Origin of the sequence: Paenibacillus chungangensis, from assembly GCF_042675905.1 — a bacterium.
Classification (GTDB): domain Bacteria; phylum Bacillota; class Bacilli; order Paenibacillales; family Paenibacillaceae; genus Pristimantibacillus; species Pristimantibacillus chungangensis.
Genome location: NZ_JBHTJZ010000071.1, coordinates 21,073 through 36,996 on the forward strand (window position 1 = coordinate 21,073; position 15,924 = coordinate 36,996).

A 15,924-nucleotide genomic window follows, 5' to 3' on the forward strand; every position below is an offset into this window, starting at 1 on the left:
CCATTCCCCATTCTCCATTCTCCGGACAATGACAATGCTTCCTTTTAGCCTCGCTTACTGGGTAGGCACTTTGATTTCACCGCTAATCAATTTCTGCTTGAATTCCTCTACCTTGGTTAGAACATCCTGCGGCACATTTTTAGTAGATGTATCGGGAAGCCCCACTGCATCATCCTTCAATCCCAGCTCCAGCACTTGCCCGCCTGTCCACTTGCCGTCGATCAGATCCTTGGATACCTTATAGACTGCTACTTCCACTCCCTTCATCATGGAGGTCAACGTCACTTCATCGCCGAATTCCAGCGACTGATCTTTGTCCACACCGATTACCCATACTTCCTTGCCGGCCTTGCGCCGGTCAATCGCTTCATTGAACACGCCGTTGCCCGTGCCGCCTGACGCATGGAAGATGATATCCACGCCTTTGTTATACATCGTAGCGGCGATGCTCTTGCCGAGATCCGGCTTATCGAATGCGCCGGAATACACGACGTCTACTTTCAGGTCAGGCTTAACCGCCTTCACCCCGGCCACGAAGCCCGCTTCGAAGCGCTTAATGACGGGAATCTCCATGCCCCCGACGAATCCCACTCCGTCGCTCTTCGTCATCAGTCCTGCCACGACTCCTGTCAGAAAGGAGCCTTCGTGCTCCGCGAACGTCACCGATGTCACGTTAGGAGCGTCTACAATCGTATCGACCACCGCCAGCTTCGCATCTGGATTGTCCTTGGCCACCTTCGCAAGCGCGTCGGAGAATAGATAGCCGATTCCCCAAGTGAGGTCATAGCCTTCTCGAATGAAATCGTTCAAATTCGGCTCCAGGTCGGCCTCTCCTTTGCTCTCCAGAAATTTGGTTGACGCACTGGTGGACTTGTTCAGCCGCTGAAGCGCCTCCCAAGCGCTCTGGTTGAATGATTTATCGTTCACTCCCCCTACATCGGTCACCATGCCGATACGGTAATCCTTGCCGCTATTGTCAGACTCCACTGCACTTTCGTTGCCAGCCGATTGACCCCCATTGCCGTTGCCGCCCTCTTCCTTCTGCTCCACACCACAGCCGGATACCGATATGACAACGACCAAGGCCAAGAGTGGCAACGTCCTGCGCCAGCTTCCGCGTAGACGCTTCAACATTGATTTTTTTGTTTTCATGCGGTGTTCTCTCCTTTTTTTCACTATTGGTATACTATCCCCCACCGCACGCAAAAAAATCCCGCCGCTCCTTCTCGGAGCAGCGGGATGCTGATACAGTTATTTTATTACTTCTTATCCGTGCCATCGGATGAATTGGAGTCAGAATCCGTCTTGTCGGTCTCTGTAGCTTCCGTAGCTTCCTGTTCATCACGTGGCTGAATGCGCACTTTCACGTCGCCGATCTCATCGATTACCGGCTCCGTCTTCGGTTCGCTTGCAGACGCATCAGAACCTTCTCCGGACGACTTATCACTCTTGCTGTTCAGCTTGCCGGTCTCAATCAACGATTTGATCTGCTCCAGCTCCAGCGTCTCCTCTGTCAGCAGCGTGTTCGCGATGAGATGCATCGCTTCACTCTTCTCTGTCAGCAAGTTCTTCGCGCGAGTGTAGCAATCGTTAATAATGCTCTGCATCTCCTGATCGATCTCATAAGCGATCTGATCGGAGTAATTCTGCTCATGACCGATATCTCGTCCCAGGAATACTTGGCCTTGCGAGCTGCCGAATTGCATTGGACCGAGCTTATCGCTCATGCCGTATTCCATAATCATGCTGCGCACGATGCCTGTAGCCGACTTGAAGTCGCTATAAGCGCCCGTACCGATCTCGCCGATATACAGCTCCTCAGCTACACGGCCAGCCAGCAGGCCCGTTACCTTGTCAAGAAGCTCTTGCTTCGTGACGAGCATCCGGTCTTCCTTCGGTAGCATAATGACATATCCGCCCGCGCGTCCGCGCGGAATGATCGTCACCTTATGCACCTGATCCGCATGTTCCAGGAAGAAGCCTGCAATCGTATGACCCGCTTCGTGATAAGCCACGATTCGCTTCTCGCGATCGCTGATGACGCGGCTCTTCTTCTCTGTACCGACAATGACGCGATCGATCGCATCGTCAACGTCGTTCATAGCGATCTCCTTCTTGTTGCGTCTGGCTGCCAGCAGCGCAGCTTCGTTCAACAAGTTCTCCAGATCCGCGCCGCTGAAGCCCGTCGTGCGCTTCGCGATGACATCCAGCTTCACATCGTCTGTGAGCGGCTTGTTGCGGGCGTGCACCTTCAGCACCGCTTCGCGTCCCTTCACATCCGGACGGTCTACCGTAATCTGACGGTCGAAGCGTCCCGGACGAAGCAGGGCGGGGTCTAGAATATCCGCACGGTTCGTCGCGGCGACAATAATGATCCCCTCGTTCGCGCCGAATCCGTCCATCTCTACAAGCAATTGGTTGAGCGTCTGCTCGCGCTCGTCATGGCCTCCGCCAAGTCCGGCGCCGCGCTGACGTCCCACAGCGTCAATCTCGTCAATGAAGATGATACACGGAGCGTTCTTCTTCGCATTCTCGAACAAGTCCCTTACACGGGAAGCGCCGACGCCGACGAACATCTCCACGAAGTCGGAACCCGAGATGCTGAAGAACGGCACTCCTGCCTCACCGGCAACCGCTCTTGCCAGAAGCGTCTTACCTGTTCCCGGAGGACCTACAAGCAGTACCCCCTTCGGAATACGGGCCCCGACAGTATTGAACTTGCGCGGGTCCTTCAGGAAGTCTACGACCTCCACCAGCTCCTGCTTCTCTTCATCGGCTCCTGCTACATCCTCGAACGTCACTTTCTTCTTCTCTTCGTTATAGAGACGAGCCCGGCTCTTGCCGAAGTTCATCACCTTGCCGCCGCCGCCCTGCGCCTGATTCATCAGGAAGAAGAACAGCACGAAAATCAGAATGAATGGAATAATCGACGTCAAGAACGTCACCCAGAAGCTCGGCCTGTCCATCTTGTCGTATTCCAGCGCGAAGCCATACTGCTCGCGCCACTCCTCGAACTGATCCAATGAGTCTACGCCGGCCCGAGAGTTGAATCGTTCATTCTCCTCTGGAGGAGCTTGTTTATACTTACCTTTGACTGCATAAGATTCGTCTTCATACTTCAGTACAATTTCCTTCACGTTACCGGATTCGATGACACTGACCAGTTCATCGTATCTTAACGATTTGGCATTATCGCCTGATCCGCTAATGTATTGGAATATGCCAACCGTAACCAGAAAGATGATTAAATAAAACCCAGTATTTCGGATGATGCGATTCATCCCCTACCTCCTCTCAGACGCTTTAAACATTTTACCATAGCATGACTTTCCATCTCAATAGAAGCCGCTCGAGAAGGATATGTACGTGCCAAACGTCTATTTTTCATATACATGCGGCTTCAGTATGCCAATATAAGGCAGGTTGCGGTATTTCTCCGCGAAGTCCAGCCCGTAGCCCACAACGAATTCATCGGGCAGTGTGAAGCCCTTGTAATCCGGTTGAAGATCCACCGTACGCCGCGCCGGCTTGTCGAACAGTGTAACGACGGTTACAGACTTGGCGTTGCGATGCTCCAGCACATCGATTAAGTAACTGAGCGTCAAGCCGCTATCGATAATATCCTCGACTATCAGCACGTCGCGCCCCTCCACAGATACATCCAGATCCTTCATAATCTTGACCACACCGGAGGATTGGGTCGATTGGCCGTAGCTGGACACCGCCATGAAGTCGATTTCCAGCGGCACCGATATCGCCTTGACCAGATCGGACATGAAGATGAAGGCGCCCTTCAACACACAGATGACAAGCGGATTGCGCCCCTCGAAATCCACGCTGAGCTGGTCACCCAGTTCCTTCACTTTCGCTTGAATTTGCGCTTCGCTGTACAATACTTCTTTAATATCGTTCTGCAAAACCAAAGTCCCCCTACACCTTTAACTATGTTATGAATGTCGTCTTGCCGCTATTCCTTGTCCGCTGTTACGAATAATGCCAGCTTCGTACCGCTATCCGCTAGCGCAAGTCCGGATCTTCGAATACCCGGAACCCATAGCAATGCGTCATCTGCATCCGTTAATAACGGATACCGTTCACGCTCCGATGGCGGAACTTTCTCGTCAACGAACATATCTTGCACTTTTTTCGTTCCATTTAACCCTAAAACCTGAATTCGATCCCCCCGATTACGATTGCGCACCTGCAGCGGCCATGCCAGCCGATCTGCGTCGAAGCAGGCCTCCAGCCGAGACTTCGGCATGCATAGCCCTTCAGAAGATATTGGCTTCAGCATAAAGGTCAGCTGCCAGTCCGGCGTCCGTACGACACCTTCCATATCGGCTCTGTCTATGACGAAGCTGAATCCTTCGTCGGGAGTGTGACGCTCGCCGTGATATCCGGCTTCGCGAATCCATCTCATCGTACCGTATTCCAGCACGCTACGAATCCCCCTGCCGGCATCCATCCGCCAGGTCGATCCGGCTTCGCCAAGCATCGCACGCCGCATCTTCTCCACGCTGTCGAACGAGATATGATCGGTATCAGGCGAAAGATATCTTAATATTAGTTTAATCAATCTCCTTTGTAAAGCGACATGAAGCTGTCCGAACGCCTTGCAGCTTAAGCGGCATTCCGACTTCTCACATTGTACATGGGATTCAAAAGATTCCCTTGTCTGGGTCTCCATCCAATCGTCTTCTTCCGATGCCACATCCGCCAACCGAACGAGCGACTGGGACAGCTGCGGATTGTACGCTGTCAGGAACGGCAGTATATCTAATCGAACTGTATTGCGGAAGTAATACCTCTCCTCATTGCTGCTGTCTGTACAGTACGGCACAGCGTATTGCTCGCAATAGGCAATCAGGTCCGACTTGTATATACGCAGTAGCGGACGAATAAGTTCCACGTTTTTTCCCTTGCGCTTCATACTCATGGCCGCCAGGCCCGTCAGCCCGGCTCCGCGAATAATGCGCATCATCACCGTCTCCGCTTGATCGTCCGCATGATGCGCCAGCGCAATGCAGGCCGCATCATGGCGGCTTGCCGTCTCATGCAGGAACTGGTAGCGCTTCTCGCGGGCCGCGGCCTGCAGATTCAGGCGGTTATCTGTTATATATTCGCGCAGCTCCAGCTCAGCCGTCACGCAGGGCACCCCCAGCTGTGCGGTATATGCCCGCACAACCTCCATCTCTGCTGCTGACTCTTCCCGGAAGCCATGGTTGACGTGTGCCGCCACGAGACACAGGCTGTACTCCGCTGAAGCCCGATGAAGCATGTGAAGAAGAGCCATGGAATCCGGCCCGCCGGATACCGCTACTATGATGCTGTCGCCCTCCTGCCACAGGCCGTTCCGAAGCGCTTCCTTGATCATATCATTATGTATGTCCACAAGCCTTCCCGCCTTTCGCTTCTTGCCTACATCATATTGCGCAGCAGCCAGTACAGCGATACGGCCAGCAGCACGCTGGATACCGCCGCCAGTCCCTTCAGCCAGCCGGGCATGACAGAAGAGCGGTGCGGATAACGCTTGCGGTGCATGAGTTGACGCCAGGCTTCCGCCGCTTCTCCGGCATGCCGGAACCCTCCGGTAAGCGCACGCCTCAACCAAGCAGACAGCGGCTTAAGCGCCGCGCAATGATCCACGATACCCATCAGATCCTCCGCGGACCGGTTCTGCGGCAGCAGGCTCCTGCTTAGCTCATGCAGCCGCTTAGGCTCGTGCAGCTGGATGCACAGGACAGCGAACGAGAACAGATCGTATTGATAATCAGCCGATCGGGAGCCTTCATTCCAGTAACCGCGATCGTAGATCTCCGTGAACTGGCGTACGCTCTTGCCAGCTGCCGTCGCGCCTCCGAAGTCTACCAATTCCACATAGCCGTAATCCGACACCATCACATTCTCTACCTTCAAGTCGCCGAATATCCAGCCGGACGCATGAAGCTCAGCCAACTTCTTCAGCAAGTTAAGAGCTGCAAGCGGGAACCACTCCCGACCGAACCGCTGCAGATACGCGGCTACAGTCGTTCCTCTAACATATTTCATCGTATAGAAGGGGTACTCCGTCCCATCAGGCGCCCGCCAATCGTCCACATCGTACAGGAAGGCCTCTGCACTCCGCTTCTTGGCGCCCGCTAGCGACCGGAGCACATTGATCTCCGATTGCAGATCGATAGAGTCGGCTCCCACCTTGAGCGCAAGCCACTCCGCGCCCCGCTGAACCAGATATACCTTGCCGTTGGCCCCCTCGCCCAGCAAGCGCTCAACGCGATACTTCGCGCCTCGCCACTTGCCATTCACGACGCTACCGCGCCTCAGGTCTACTTTAAACGACGTAGTCACCCATCATCCCATCCGTTTCGTGCCTAATCGACCGGCTGCTTCCACCTTGCTGCCAATAGGCAATGACATGCATCAAGGCTGGACCCGTTGGCGTTGTTCCGCTCATATACAGCTTGGGCAATATACTCTGCACCCCGTTCAGGCATTCTGTCCAGCCGAGATCCAGCACGCAGTCCTCACCGTGCCGCGAGGCCGGGAAGTGGAACACAGCGATCTCGCTTCGCCCTTGCCTGGCCTGCAGGCTCAGCATCAAGTCGCGGATAGCTTCCTCTACAGCCGCCAGCTTGGGCTTCATGCTGGAGCTTGCGTCAATGAGCAGCGCCACCTGCAATGACGAGGTCTCGGCCAGTTCGTCCATGACTCTTACCACCTCGCCGCGCTTCTCCGGCGGCAGCGCTTCGATAGATTCATTGCCCAGCACTTGCTTCAATTCCTTCTGTACCGCAAGCTGTATGCTTTGCACCACAGTCTTGCGCGTCATCATCTGAACCGTATGCGACAGCTGCCTCGTATGAGCGGTACGGCTTAATCCGCCGCCCGCTTTGGCAATTTCAGATATTTCCGCAGCACCCAGCTCTCCTATGTCCCCTTGATCCAGCACCCCTATCACATTGACGGTAATGCCTTCGGACTTGGCATGAGCTGCCGCAATAACAGGACTCATCCCTACATTGGAGCAACCGTCTGTAATTAATAGTATTTGCCTCATTCGATATGATCCCTCCGCCGCGCATGAAGCTACCTGCCAGCATGCGCATTTAGTATAAAGCCTTTCTATCAGCTTTACCCATTTTCCGAGAGATAAACGAACCTGTCCTATTATAGCATGATAATAGCAAAATACCCCAGTGCCTAATAAGGGCGCCCTGGGGCTGAAACAAGTCGAACTATTGTGCATAGTCTCCGGTATAGTTGATGAGTGACACATCCTGAACGCCTTCCATCGTGCTAAGCTTGTTCACGAAGGCCGTGTTGTCGTCGCGTAGCATGATCTCGATTGTGAGCTCGGTGAAACCCTTGCGCACCGTCTTAGACTTCAGCTTGCCATCCAGCTTGCGAAGCTCAACACGCAGTTCGTTGGCCGGTTCGTCCGTATGCCTGACAATAAGCAGATACGCTTGTTCCCGGAGCTTACGCTTCGACAGCCATGCCAGCACCAGACCGATAATGAGCGAACCACCTAGTGCCAGCGGATACATCTTCGCCCCGCTCGCAATACCTGCTGAGATCGACCAGAACATATAGACAATATCCAGCGGGTCCTTCACCGCGGTTCTGAAGCGCACAATACTGAGCGCGCCGACCATACCGAGCGAGAGCACAATGTTGGTGCTAATCGTCATAATAATAAGCGCCGTAATCATCGTCATCAATACGAAGGACACGTTATAATTATAGCTGTATACGACGCCTCGGAACGTTCTCCGATAGATCCAGTAGATGAACAGCCCGATTAAAAACGCGCACAGCAAGCCAAGCACCATATCGATATACGAGATGCTTCGGAATGCATCCAAATGCAGTGCGCTCTTCTTGATAATATCCTGAAAGTTTAATGTATCTCCCATAACTGAGTATCAACCTCTATTCTTTAAAATGCTTAATCCCAACTTCACGACACAGCACGTATTTGGATATAGAAGATCGAATATGGCTCGTCGGATTCACCAGCTTGCGCACATGGTCGGGAAAATAAGCATCGAACTTCACTTCCATTATGGTCTGTGGAACAGGAATGACCTCTTCCAGCACGATATTGGGGTCGAACAAATCGATCGTATTCACGCCAGCCGACAGCTTCTTATCAAAGGTAATACGCACATTGCCATACTCGTAAATATAGGCCTCGCGCCAGTAGTCGACGATAACGACCGGGCGGAATGCCCGATACGCAAGCGCCGCATGGAACTCGCGCAGCACCATCGCTTCTTTATCTGCCAAGCAAGCGTATTCCCCTGCCATTATATGGTCATATTCTTTGCGAGAGATGCCGGCAGACTCTTTGGATACAAACTCACCGAACTTGCTCTTGCGCTCTACAGATATGACTGAGTCACTTCCGTTGTATATGCGTATGCGATACTTGTCCCGCTTAAAGATGCCGTTGTTCTTGTCATGTAGCGAGTGGGCATGAGGACCGTCGAAGTAAAGGCTGCGAATATTATACCCTTCCTCGCTGATGGAATGGGGATCCATCCGCAACACAGACGATACACGGCGGCTGACTGTCATATAGTCATGAATATGCAGGTAGTATTTGTGCTCCGTCCGAAGCTTGCGTCCACGATACAACATGCTACTTCACCTCTAATCTCAACATGCCGGGATAGATATCGCCTTCATTATCTTCATAGTAATCAAAGGATACTTGCTCATGCCCGTTGCTGTCGCGAACAATGACCTTCCAATAATAGATCCCTCGAGGCAGAGCGTCAATTGTCATGTGATTTTCCTTCACATTCTGGTTGGTCAACACAATACTGGAGAACAGCGGATCCTTGGCTATAGTTACGTCATATACGAGAGAATCGCCCTGCAGATCGAAGGATATGTTCCAGCCGAACTTCATCTTTCCGTCTTGTAGTTGTACCGTTTCATGCTGGTAGAACGGCTTGGGCTTCTCCAGATCCTCCTTGAACCGCTGCATCGAATTCAGCGGCGTATTTTCCACCATGAGAAGCTCTTCTTTCACATCCTCAAGCTTGCCTGGCAAATAACCGATATCGGGATCTCTGTGCATGAATGGCTCCACTATGCTGATATACTTATTAATTTGCTCCTTGACGATCTCCTCATTAATATAATTCGCATACAGTTCCTCCAGCTTCTCCTGCAGTTGCTGGACATGGGCTGGATTCCGGAAGTAGCGGTTATGCATCTCCGTTCCCCAGTAGTTGCTTATTCCGCTCTGATACGGGCGAATATAATTCCGAATGCGTTGCAATTCCCAGCCGCCATCATAATCCCATGGAAGGAAGTACCACTTGTCGGAATTAAGCGGCGAATAGAGATAGAAGTTGTGGGCGTCCGTGTCCATATTATCCATAAGCATCGTAGCCGCCGTCCATGTCAGGAAGTTATCGAGGTCAAAGTGCTTCTCCATTACTTCCTCAATTGGAATGCTCTTATCGTTGACATCATTCAACATCTGGATCAGCTTGTTATGCTCCTCGCGCCCTTTGATTTCAAGCTTCGTCTCGAATGCCTCCCTGCTGTATGTTGGGTCGTCATGGGGCTTGATAGACTCTTCGTAACGATGGAATTCGAAGAAACTCGCTTTATACAAGTAACCATTAGGATCCAGCATATGCGATTTCAAGAAACGCTTGTTTGGCTGCTCCACATGAGTATACAATCCATAATCCACGTATTCTGCATCGGAAGCCCCGTTCGATAAATCCTTGACGTACATATGAATGAATTGCGTCCTCAGACTGGTCATATCCGGCAAGCTCTCGAACAAATCGAAGCTCAGCTTATTGCGTATTCTGGTCAGATCATCAATATGCTTGTTCAAGTTCAGCGTCCGCTGTCCAAGCCACAATCCTGCTTCGTCATGCAGTTTGATCCGATAGGACTTCTGCGGCTTCGTCCAAGCCGTATTGCCCCGCAGCGTAATCGTTGCATTGCTCTTGTCCGTTCCATAACCGAACATACCGGCTTGAGGCACGCCGCTATCGCTCATTCCTTCTTGCACGATGATGTCCAGCTTTCTATCAGAATCCTCCGGAATCCGGTTCAGCCCGTACCAGTCAAGCGGCTTCTCCTCACCGGGCTTGTCGGGCAAGATCGTCACATACAGCGTCTTAAGCGAGTCATCTTCATCCCGCTCATACAGCCGCTTGTCCTCCGTCAGTCGGGTAGATACAGGAACATCCGGCAAGCTTAAGCCGTTATCCGGCTCCTTCACGCCAGAATTGCTCTCACCGTCACCCCCTGTCGTACATGCAGACAACAGAAGCATCATAACAAGCATAGCCGTTATCGTTGCCTTGGGCTTGCTGAAGAACGACATCCTTCTCATCTTCCGCTGATGAATCGGCTGTGAGCAGAACGTGTAGTAATCGATATTGCGAAGCACATGTAGAAGCCTGATTATTACCGCAACCACTGTAATGAATGCTGCGATGAACATGCCCAGACCGTCAAACTGCAGCTTCATCATCCATAACGAAAATACGATATTAAGCACTACGAACAAGCCGCTAATGGCTACTACGCCTTTACGGTCATCGAAATACATCAACACATGGGTCAGCACAAACATGATAATAAACATAAAGTAAGACAATACAAGAATGCTGAACAGATCAAGTTGTGCCATAGTGAAGCCGATCAGCGGCAGAAACTTGATACCCAAAGCCAGCGCCAAAACCGTAAACAATAATTGCACTTCCATCATAAACAAAATTTCTCTCATTAATGTATCCTGCATTTTTTTCTTTGCGGAAGCGATCTCCTGAATCGTGCCTCCCTCCAAAATATTGGAATAATAGGATCGAAGCCGCTCGTAAAAAGAGGTTTCTACTGACACCACAAAGGTAACAAGTGTCGGCATCACTGTAATAAATGCATAAAAAGTCGCCACATCGTAAAACGGCATCACTTTGAACCTGTCGGCTACTTCTACGCCTCTCGGCCCTAACCAGTAAACGAAGTTGTGCAAATAAATACCAGAATAAACAAAGCTGCCCGCAAAGAAGAGCGAAGCGTACTTTCGGAAGTATTGTAAAAAATCAAAAAAATACACACTTTTCGCCTTAGGGAATTTCTCCTCGAAATGATAGAGGGACAGCGCCCCAATAATGAAGAAGCCGATATCCAGACCCAGAATAGCCGCAGTCGTCTCCTGCAAATCGGTATACTTGAACAGAAGCCAGCCGCTTAGCATGGCTGCAGCTACGCCTATCGCAAAGCCTCTCACAATCCGGGTATAATCTTTCAAAGCCGACAGATATACGCCTTGCAGCCAGATGACGATCATCTCCATGAAGAATAAGTAAGCGGCCAGCTTATATAGCGGATCTGCGGCAACTCCTCTTAAAAACAGCCAGCCTACCAATCCGCCAAGCGGCAACATGATGAAAAGTGCTCCATAGAAGGAGGACATTAACCGGTCATATTTCTTCTGATACATCATATCTGCCACGTATCGGGTAAGCACCATGGAGATTCCGCAAGTGAAGACGATAGAGAACACGAAGCAATACGATACGGTAGCTACATATAATTCCCATTCGATATAGCTTTCATTTTCATAAGACATAATAAACTGGAGCCCCATAATCAAGCCCATGCACAGAATCATAGGCCCAACAGTCGTCAGAGAGGAGTACGCATACGCCTTCACATTGTTAATCAGTCCCTCTTTCCGGAACAGCTTCCTTAACTCGAACCCAATGCCCGCCATGACTCTCCCCCTCCCAACGCTGCATATAGCTTGCGATATCGAGCGATGACATCCGCTTGCCGATAATGACGCTCGACCCGCCGGAATGCATTGCAACCCATCTCCCGACGAAGCTTCTCGTTCTTGCACAGCTCGATCGTTTCCCTTGCTATCCCTTCATAATGCATCACAGGCGCAATTCGACCGGCCTGGCCAATGCCATCATCAAGACCTTCCAACAGTTCCTTACAGCTACCGACGTTCGTGGCTACGAATGGCTTGGATGCTGCCATACCTTCCAATATAGCGAGTGGCTGGCCTTCACTGATACTCGTCAGCAAGAGCAAATCCATCTTTCCTAGATAATCCTTAATATTCACCGATCCTGTGAATACCACATCTGTCAATTCCAATGCGGACACAAGCTGCAAGCACTCTGCATAATATTCCTCATCTTCTTCATATGGACCCATCACATAGAAGACAGCCTCCGGCACCTCCGCTTTAATAAGCGCGAAGCTCTGAAGCATCGTCTTAATATCCTTAATTGGTACGACACGTACAATCGCTCCAATTCGAATAACTCCATCATTAGGCGCCTCTGGAAGATCCAGATAGTCCTCGGTGTATACGCCATTCGGGATAATAGCGATCTTGCCGGCTTCGCAGCCAAGCTCGATCTGAATCTCTTTGTTGCGATGGAACAACGTCGTAACGGTATCTGCCGTTGTATATGCCCCTGTCGACAAGTGATAGAAGTACTGGATCCACATATCCTTGAAGTAACCCTTGACCCAATCGGCCTTAATAATCTCTTCCTCCCGTTCACGGGAATAGATGCCGTGCTCTGTCAGAAGCATCGGCTTGCCGGTAACATGCCTGGCCAGAGCACCTACAATACCTGCATACCCCGTGGACACGCTGTGGTAAATATCGGCTTGAGGAAGATCGTGCCGGATGACAAGGAACAGAGGAAGAATCATAGAACGCACTGTCCAGAACATTTCTGTAAAGGGGACGAGCGGATAACGGGTATGACACAATTCTTCCAGCAAGTCGAAGAAGTCTTTGCTGGTCAGAAAGTCGGCGACATTGCGGAACTTATTGCTTCGCAACAGATTGAACAAGTCCGTCCAGTTCACACCATTGCTACCGACGTCGTCACCACCAAGTAATGATAAAATACTCATTTTCTGCTCTTGGGTCAGCTTGAACCGCTTCCCCCATTTCCCTTCTTCATCCAGATAAGCGTCCAGGAATGTTTCTCTCACCTCAATGATGTTGGGTGGCAGTTCGTACTTGAATTTCCCCTTCTGCTTCGTATGGGCTCCTATAGCGAAAATAATGAACTCATGCTCCGGCATCTGCCTTGCCATATTGTGAATCCAGCTCGATACACCGCCAGTTATATATGGATAGGAACCTTCCGCAATCATACATATTCTCATGCCTCTCCCCCACCTAATCCAATGGCGAATTCCGGTCCCGTAACCTTCACCAAGTAAGTATTTTCATCTATCTTTTGTGCTGTGCTATGGCTTTGACGCTTAATCTGACGTTCCGTTCTCATAATAAAATAAAGCGGAGCTTCGTAATTGATAACCTCTCCGCGAAGCTGATTGTCGTCAAAAACTGTCGACACCTGCGATTGCAGCATTCTGGTCATATCCAGTCCCGCTTCTGCTGATGTCATATCCCTAAGCCATGGGTAAGTGCGATCTAGCCGGCCGAGCATACCGGTGAAGTCCTCATACAGCTTCGACCACGACTTGTTCAAGCCGCGAGCTTCTTCCAGCAGATCGTCCGGATGGATGAAATGCGACATGATGCCGAGTGATGTGATGGTATTGGCTTCCAGCCAGCGATTGTAAGAAGTTTCGAAGTAGCCAGATGTAATGCGCGGCATGTCCAGAATACCATCGTCGCCGATCTCATATTCCTGAACAAAGGCGTTCCCGCTGTGATCAGTATCGTATAGCGAGGCGATAACAGCCAGATCCGGCCATGCCGCCTTGAGCGCCTTGCGACCTTCCGGACCCAGCACATTAGAAGGCGGTACATAAGACAGCGCCTTATAATTCGGGAAGGCCTCCTCCAAATAATTCAACACCACCCTTATTGCCGCTTCCATCTCTTCCTGCGATCGCCAGGAATCATAGTCGAATGTACTGGAAATCTCCTCATCCACGGTTAGCGACTGATGATTGTAGCCGTGGATCCCAATCTCTCCTCCACTCTTGATCACTTCGCGGCCGTATGAGATCAGATTATGCTTCTCTTCATCACCCGGATTGTCATAGGGCGGAAGAACATCTTCCCAATACGATTGAATCAGGGCGGCTGTATACTTCACATCATATCGCTTAGCCGCCTTCAGCATATCCGGCCACCAGACGTTGCGGAAAAAAGTAATATTATCAACGCCATATTCGCGATAGATAACAGGTTCAGTCCCCTTGCTGTAAGGCGCTGGGAAATCATCGATATAGAACAGCTTGGCATTGAAGACAGGGTAGATGAACTCCTTCTGCAGCATGCTGATTCCGCTCGCAATCAGTCCCCTGCTATGCTTCAGATGAAGCATATTCCCGTTAAAGACGAGGAACCGCCCTTGACCGTAATCGCGATGCCACATAAGCGGTATGCCTTCCAGACTCTTGGCCAACAGGGTCGCTTCATGATCAAGCTCCAGGTACAGAGAAGTATTGTATAAGTACCCTTCGCCCGTCCGCAGTCCATTCTCTCCGATCAGTATATTGGAGGTCAATTCAATGCCGGTGGACTCATCAGCGTATAGAAAATCGGTGATGCCGAGCCTGCGATACAACTGATGAAAGCTGTCATCAACTTCCGGCATGGTCATCAGAAACGCCGATCCGCCGTTATTGACGAACTCTATCAACGCGTCTACATCACCAATGTCGGACAGCTCGGCCGTTGTCAGTAAAACAGAAGTGCATGCTCCGTAATCGATTACGTCCTCTGCCACATTGACTTCAAGCGAATCCCGCTTCATATATTGAAGCATACGGACGGTGTTGTCCTTAAGCCCCACACTCTCCTCTACTTGCCCCGAATAAGTGACACAGTAGAGCTCATCCGTCATTGCGAAGCCCGCTTGCTCTCCGGTCTGCTCCTTCAAGCTCATAAGTGCATCGTATTCCTCTAGGAACCGATCATTCTGGTTGAATCTAAGAATAAACTGCGAGCGCGACACCTGAATGAATACACCGAGCATCAGGATGAATAAGAGGATGAATATAATATTGCGTTTGAACTTGTTTTCACTCTGCATGTCTTACTCCCTCCGACCAAAACCTCACGAGCATCAAAGCGCGATTGGACAGCCTGATCGGCGACTGCTTGAGCTGACCAAGCGTGTGATGAAGCTTGGTCATGGATCTCATGGTGTAATACACCTTCATCATACACAAATAAGCCTCTTCGCGATAAGGATACTCCTTAAGAAACTCTTGGCTTGTCGCCTCCGCCATCGAGACCAGGTTCAGCACCAACTCCGTCTCAACCTTCTCTTCATAGGCCCACTCCGCGCTTTCTCCCAGCATAATCAATTGCTCCAGCACAGTTAGATACGTATATTGATACTTGAAGAGCGTCCGCTCATCCAAAAATCCACTCTTCATGAACCCTTGCAGCACCTCGGCGTACGTCTTCACGACATGCCTGTCCTCCCTGTCGCTCTCGAAGCGAACAGACAGATCCTGCAACGCAAGAAGAAGCTTGCGTTTCACTTCCATGATTGCGCTGACCGCATAGTGCGACGTCTCCGTATCTTCATTACTTACCGCCTTCTGCAGAATATCCAGGTAATGAGTAGCATCTTGCTTGAGCACATCAATCATCACCCGACGACGCGTAGCATGCTCGCTAATAAGCAGCGCATCTTCGATTGGGATAATTCCCAATTCCTTCTCCCGGTTCACCTGGGCATAAACGCGTGTACGCTGAAGATGCTGCTCTTCGTGTTGCTTGGCTACGTAATCATCGAACTCATTCCCTTTGTTCCTTACTATACGCTTCGGCCAGAACAAGGGATATAACCAGCCTATCCCGGGAAACATCGCCACGATGATAAGTCTAAGCAACCAGTCGCGCGTTGACTTATGGTGACGCATGCCCAGTATAACCGCAGATATCAGGACATAACTGATGTAAATAATCATGAACAT

12 protein-coding genes are annotated in these 15,924 nt (G+C 50.9%); all 12 read right to left on the bottom strand.

All coding sequences use genetic code 11. The annotated features are described in order from the left end of the window. Positions 1–54 precede the first annotated feature (54 nt). The 12 genes from ACFQ2I_RS22340 to ACFQ2I_RS22395 all read right to left on the bottom strand — a co-directional run bounded on the left by ACFQ2I_RS22340 (position 55) and on the right by ACFQ2I_RS22395 (position 15,924). Positions 55–1,134 carry a BMP family lipoprotein gene (locus ACFQ2I_RS22340; RefSeq protein ID WP_449290085.1) on the bottom strand — a complete coding sequence of 360 codons (1,080 nt, stop codon included), beginning with the start codon at positions 1,132–1,134 and terminating at the stop codon, positions 55–57. Positions 1,135–1,259: 125 nt separating this feature from the next. After that, complete coding sequence (ftsH, locus tag ACFQ2I_RS22345; RefSeq protein WP_377568258.1) at positions 1,260–3,281, bottom strand: ATP-dependent zinc metalloprotease FtsH; 2,022 nt, start codon at positions 3,279–3,281, stop codon at positions 1,260–1,262. 96 nt (positions 3,282–3,377) lie between these two features. Further along, positions 3,378–3,917 (bottom strand): hypoxanthine phosphoribosyltransferase, encoded by a 540-nt coding sequence (gene hpt / locus ACFQ2I_RS22350; RefSeq protein ID WP_377568260.1) that lies wholly within the window; start codon positions 3,915–3,917, stop codon positions 3,378–3,380. 50 nt (positions 3,918–3,967) lie between these two features. After that, positions 3,968–5,392 carry a tRNA lysidine(34) synthetase TilS gene (gene tilS / locus ACFQ2I_RS22355; RefSeq protein ID WP_377568262.1) on the bottom strand — a complete coding sequence of 475 codons (1,425 nt, stop codon included), beginning with the start codon at positions 5,390–5,392 and terminating at the stop codon, positions 3,968–3,970. Between the two features lie 26 nt (positions 5,393–5,418). Beyond that, entirely contained in the window at positions 5,419–6,345 is a 927-nt protein-coding gene (locus ACFQ2I_RS22360) for a protein kinase domain-containing protein (RefSeq protein ID WP_377568264.1), read from the bottom strand. Continuing rightward, positions 6,329–7,054 (bottom strand): vWA domain-containing protein, encoded by a 726-nt coding sequence (locus ACFQ2I_RS22365; protein ID WP_377568266.1) that lies wholly within the window; start codon positions 7,052–7,054, stop codon positions 6,329–6,331. Before ACFQ2I_RS22365 ends, ACFQ2I_RS22360 begins: the two co-directional genes overlap by 17 nt. A gap of 178 nt (positions 7,055–7,232) precedes the next feature. Continuing rightward, entirely contained in the window at positions 7,233–7,913 is a 681-nt protein-coding gene (locus ACFQ2I_RS22370) for a DUF4956 domain-containing protein (RefSeq protein ID WP_377568268.1), read from the bottom strand. Between the two features lie 16 nt (positions 7,914–7,929). Then, a complete protein-coding gene (locus ACFQ2I_RS22375; protein ID WP_377568271.1) occupies positions 7,930–8,640 on the bottom strand; it encodes a polyphosphate polymerase domain-containing protein in 711 nt (236 codons plus the stop codon). 1 nt (position 8,641) lies between these two features. Next, the gene (gene pelG, locus ACFQ2I_RS22380; RefSeq protein ID WP_377568274.1) at positions 8,642–11,755 is read right to left on the bottom strand and encodes an exopolysaccharide Pel transporter PelG; all 3,114 of its coding nucleotides are present in this window, start codon (positions 11,753–11,755) and stop codon (positions 8,642–8,644) included. After that, positions 11,731–13,182, bottom strand: coding sequence for a GT4 family glycosyltransferase PelF (gene pelF, locus ACFQ2I_RS22385; protein WP_377568277.1), 1,452 nt, complete (start codon positions 13,180–13,182; stop codon positions 11,731–11,733). The genes pelG and pelF overlap by 25 nt, the downstream gene beginning before the upstream one ends. Next, complete coding sequence (locus ACFQ2I_RS22390; protein ID WP_377568279.1) at positions 13,179–15,029, bottom strand: DUF2194 domain-containing protein; 1,851 nt, start codon at positions 15,027–15,029, stop codon at positions 13,179–13,181. The genes pelF and ACFQ2I_RS22390 overlap by 4 nt, the downstream gene beginning before the upstream one ends. Next, complete coding sequence (locus ACFQ2I_RS22395; protein WP_377568282.1) at positions 15,019–15,924, bottom strand: hypothetical protein; 906 nt, start codon at positions 15,922–15,924, stop codon at positions 15,019–15,021. The genes ACFQ2I_RS22390 and ACFQ2I_RS22395 overlap by 11 nt, the downstream gene beginning before the upstream one ends.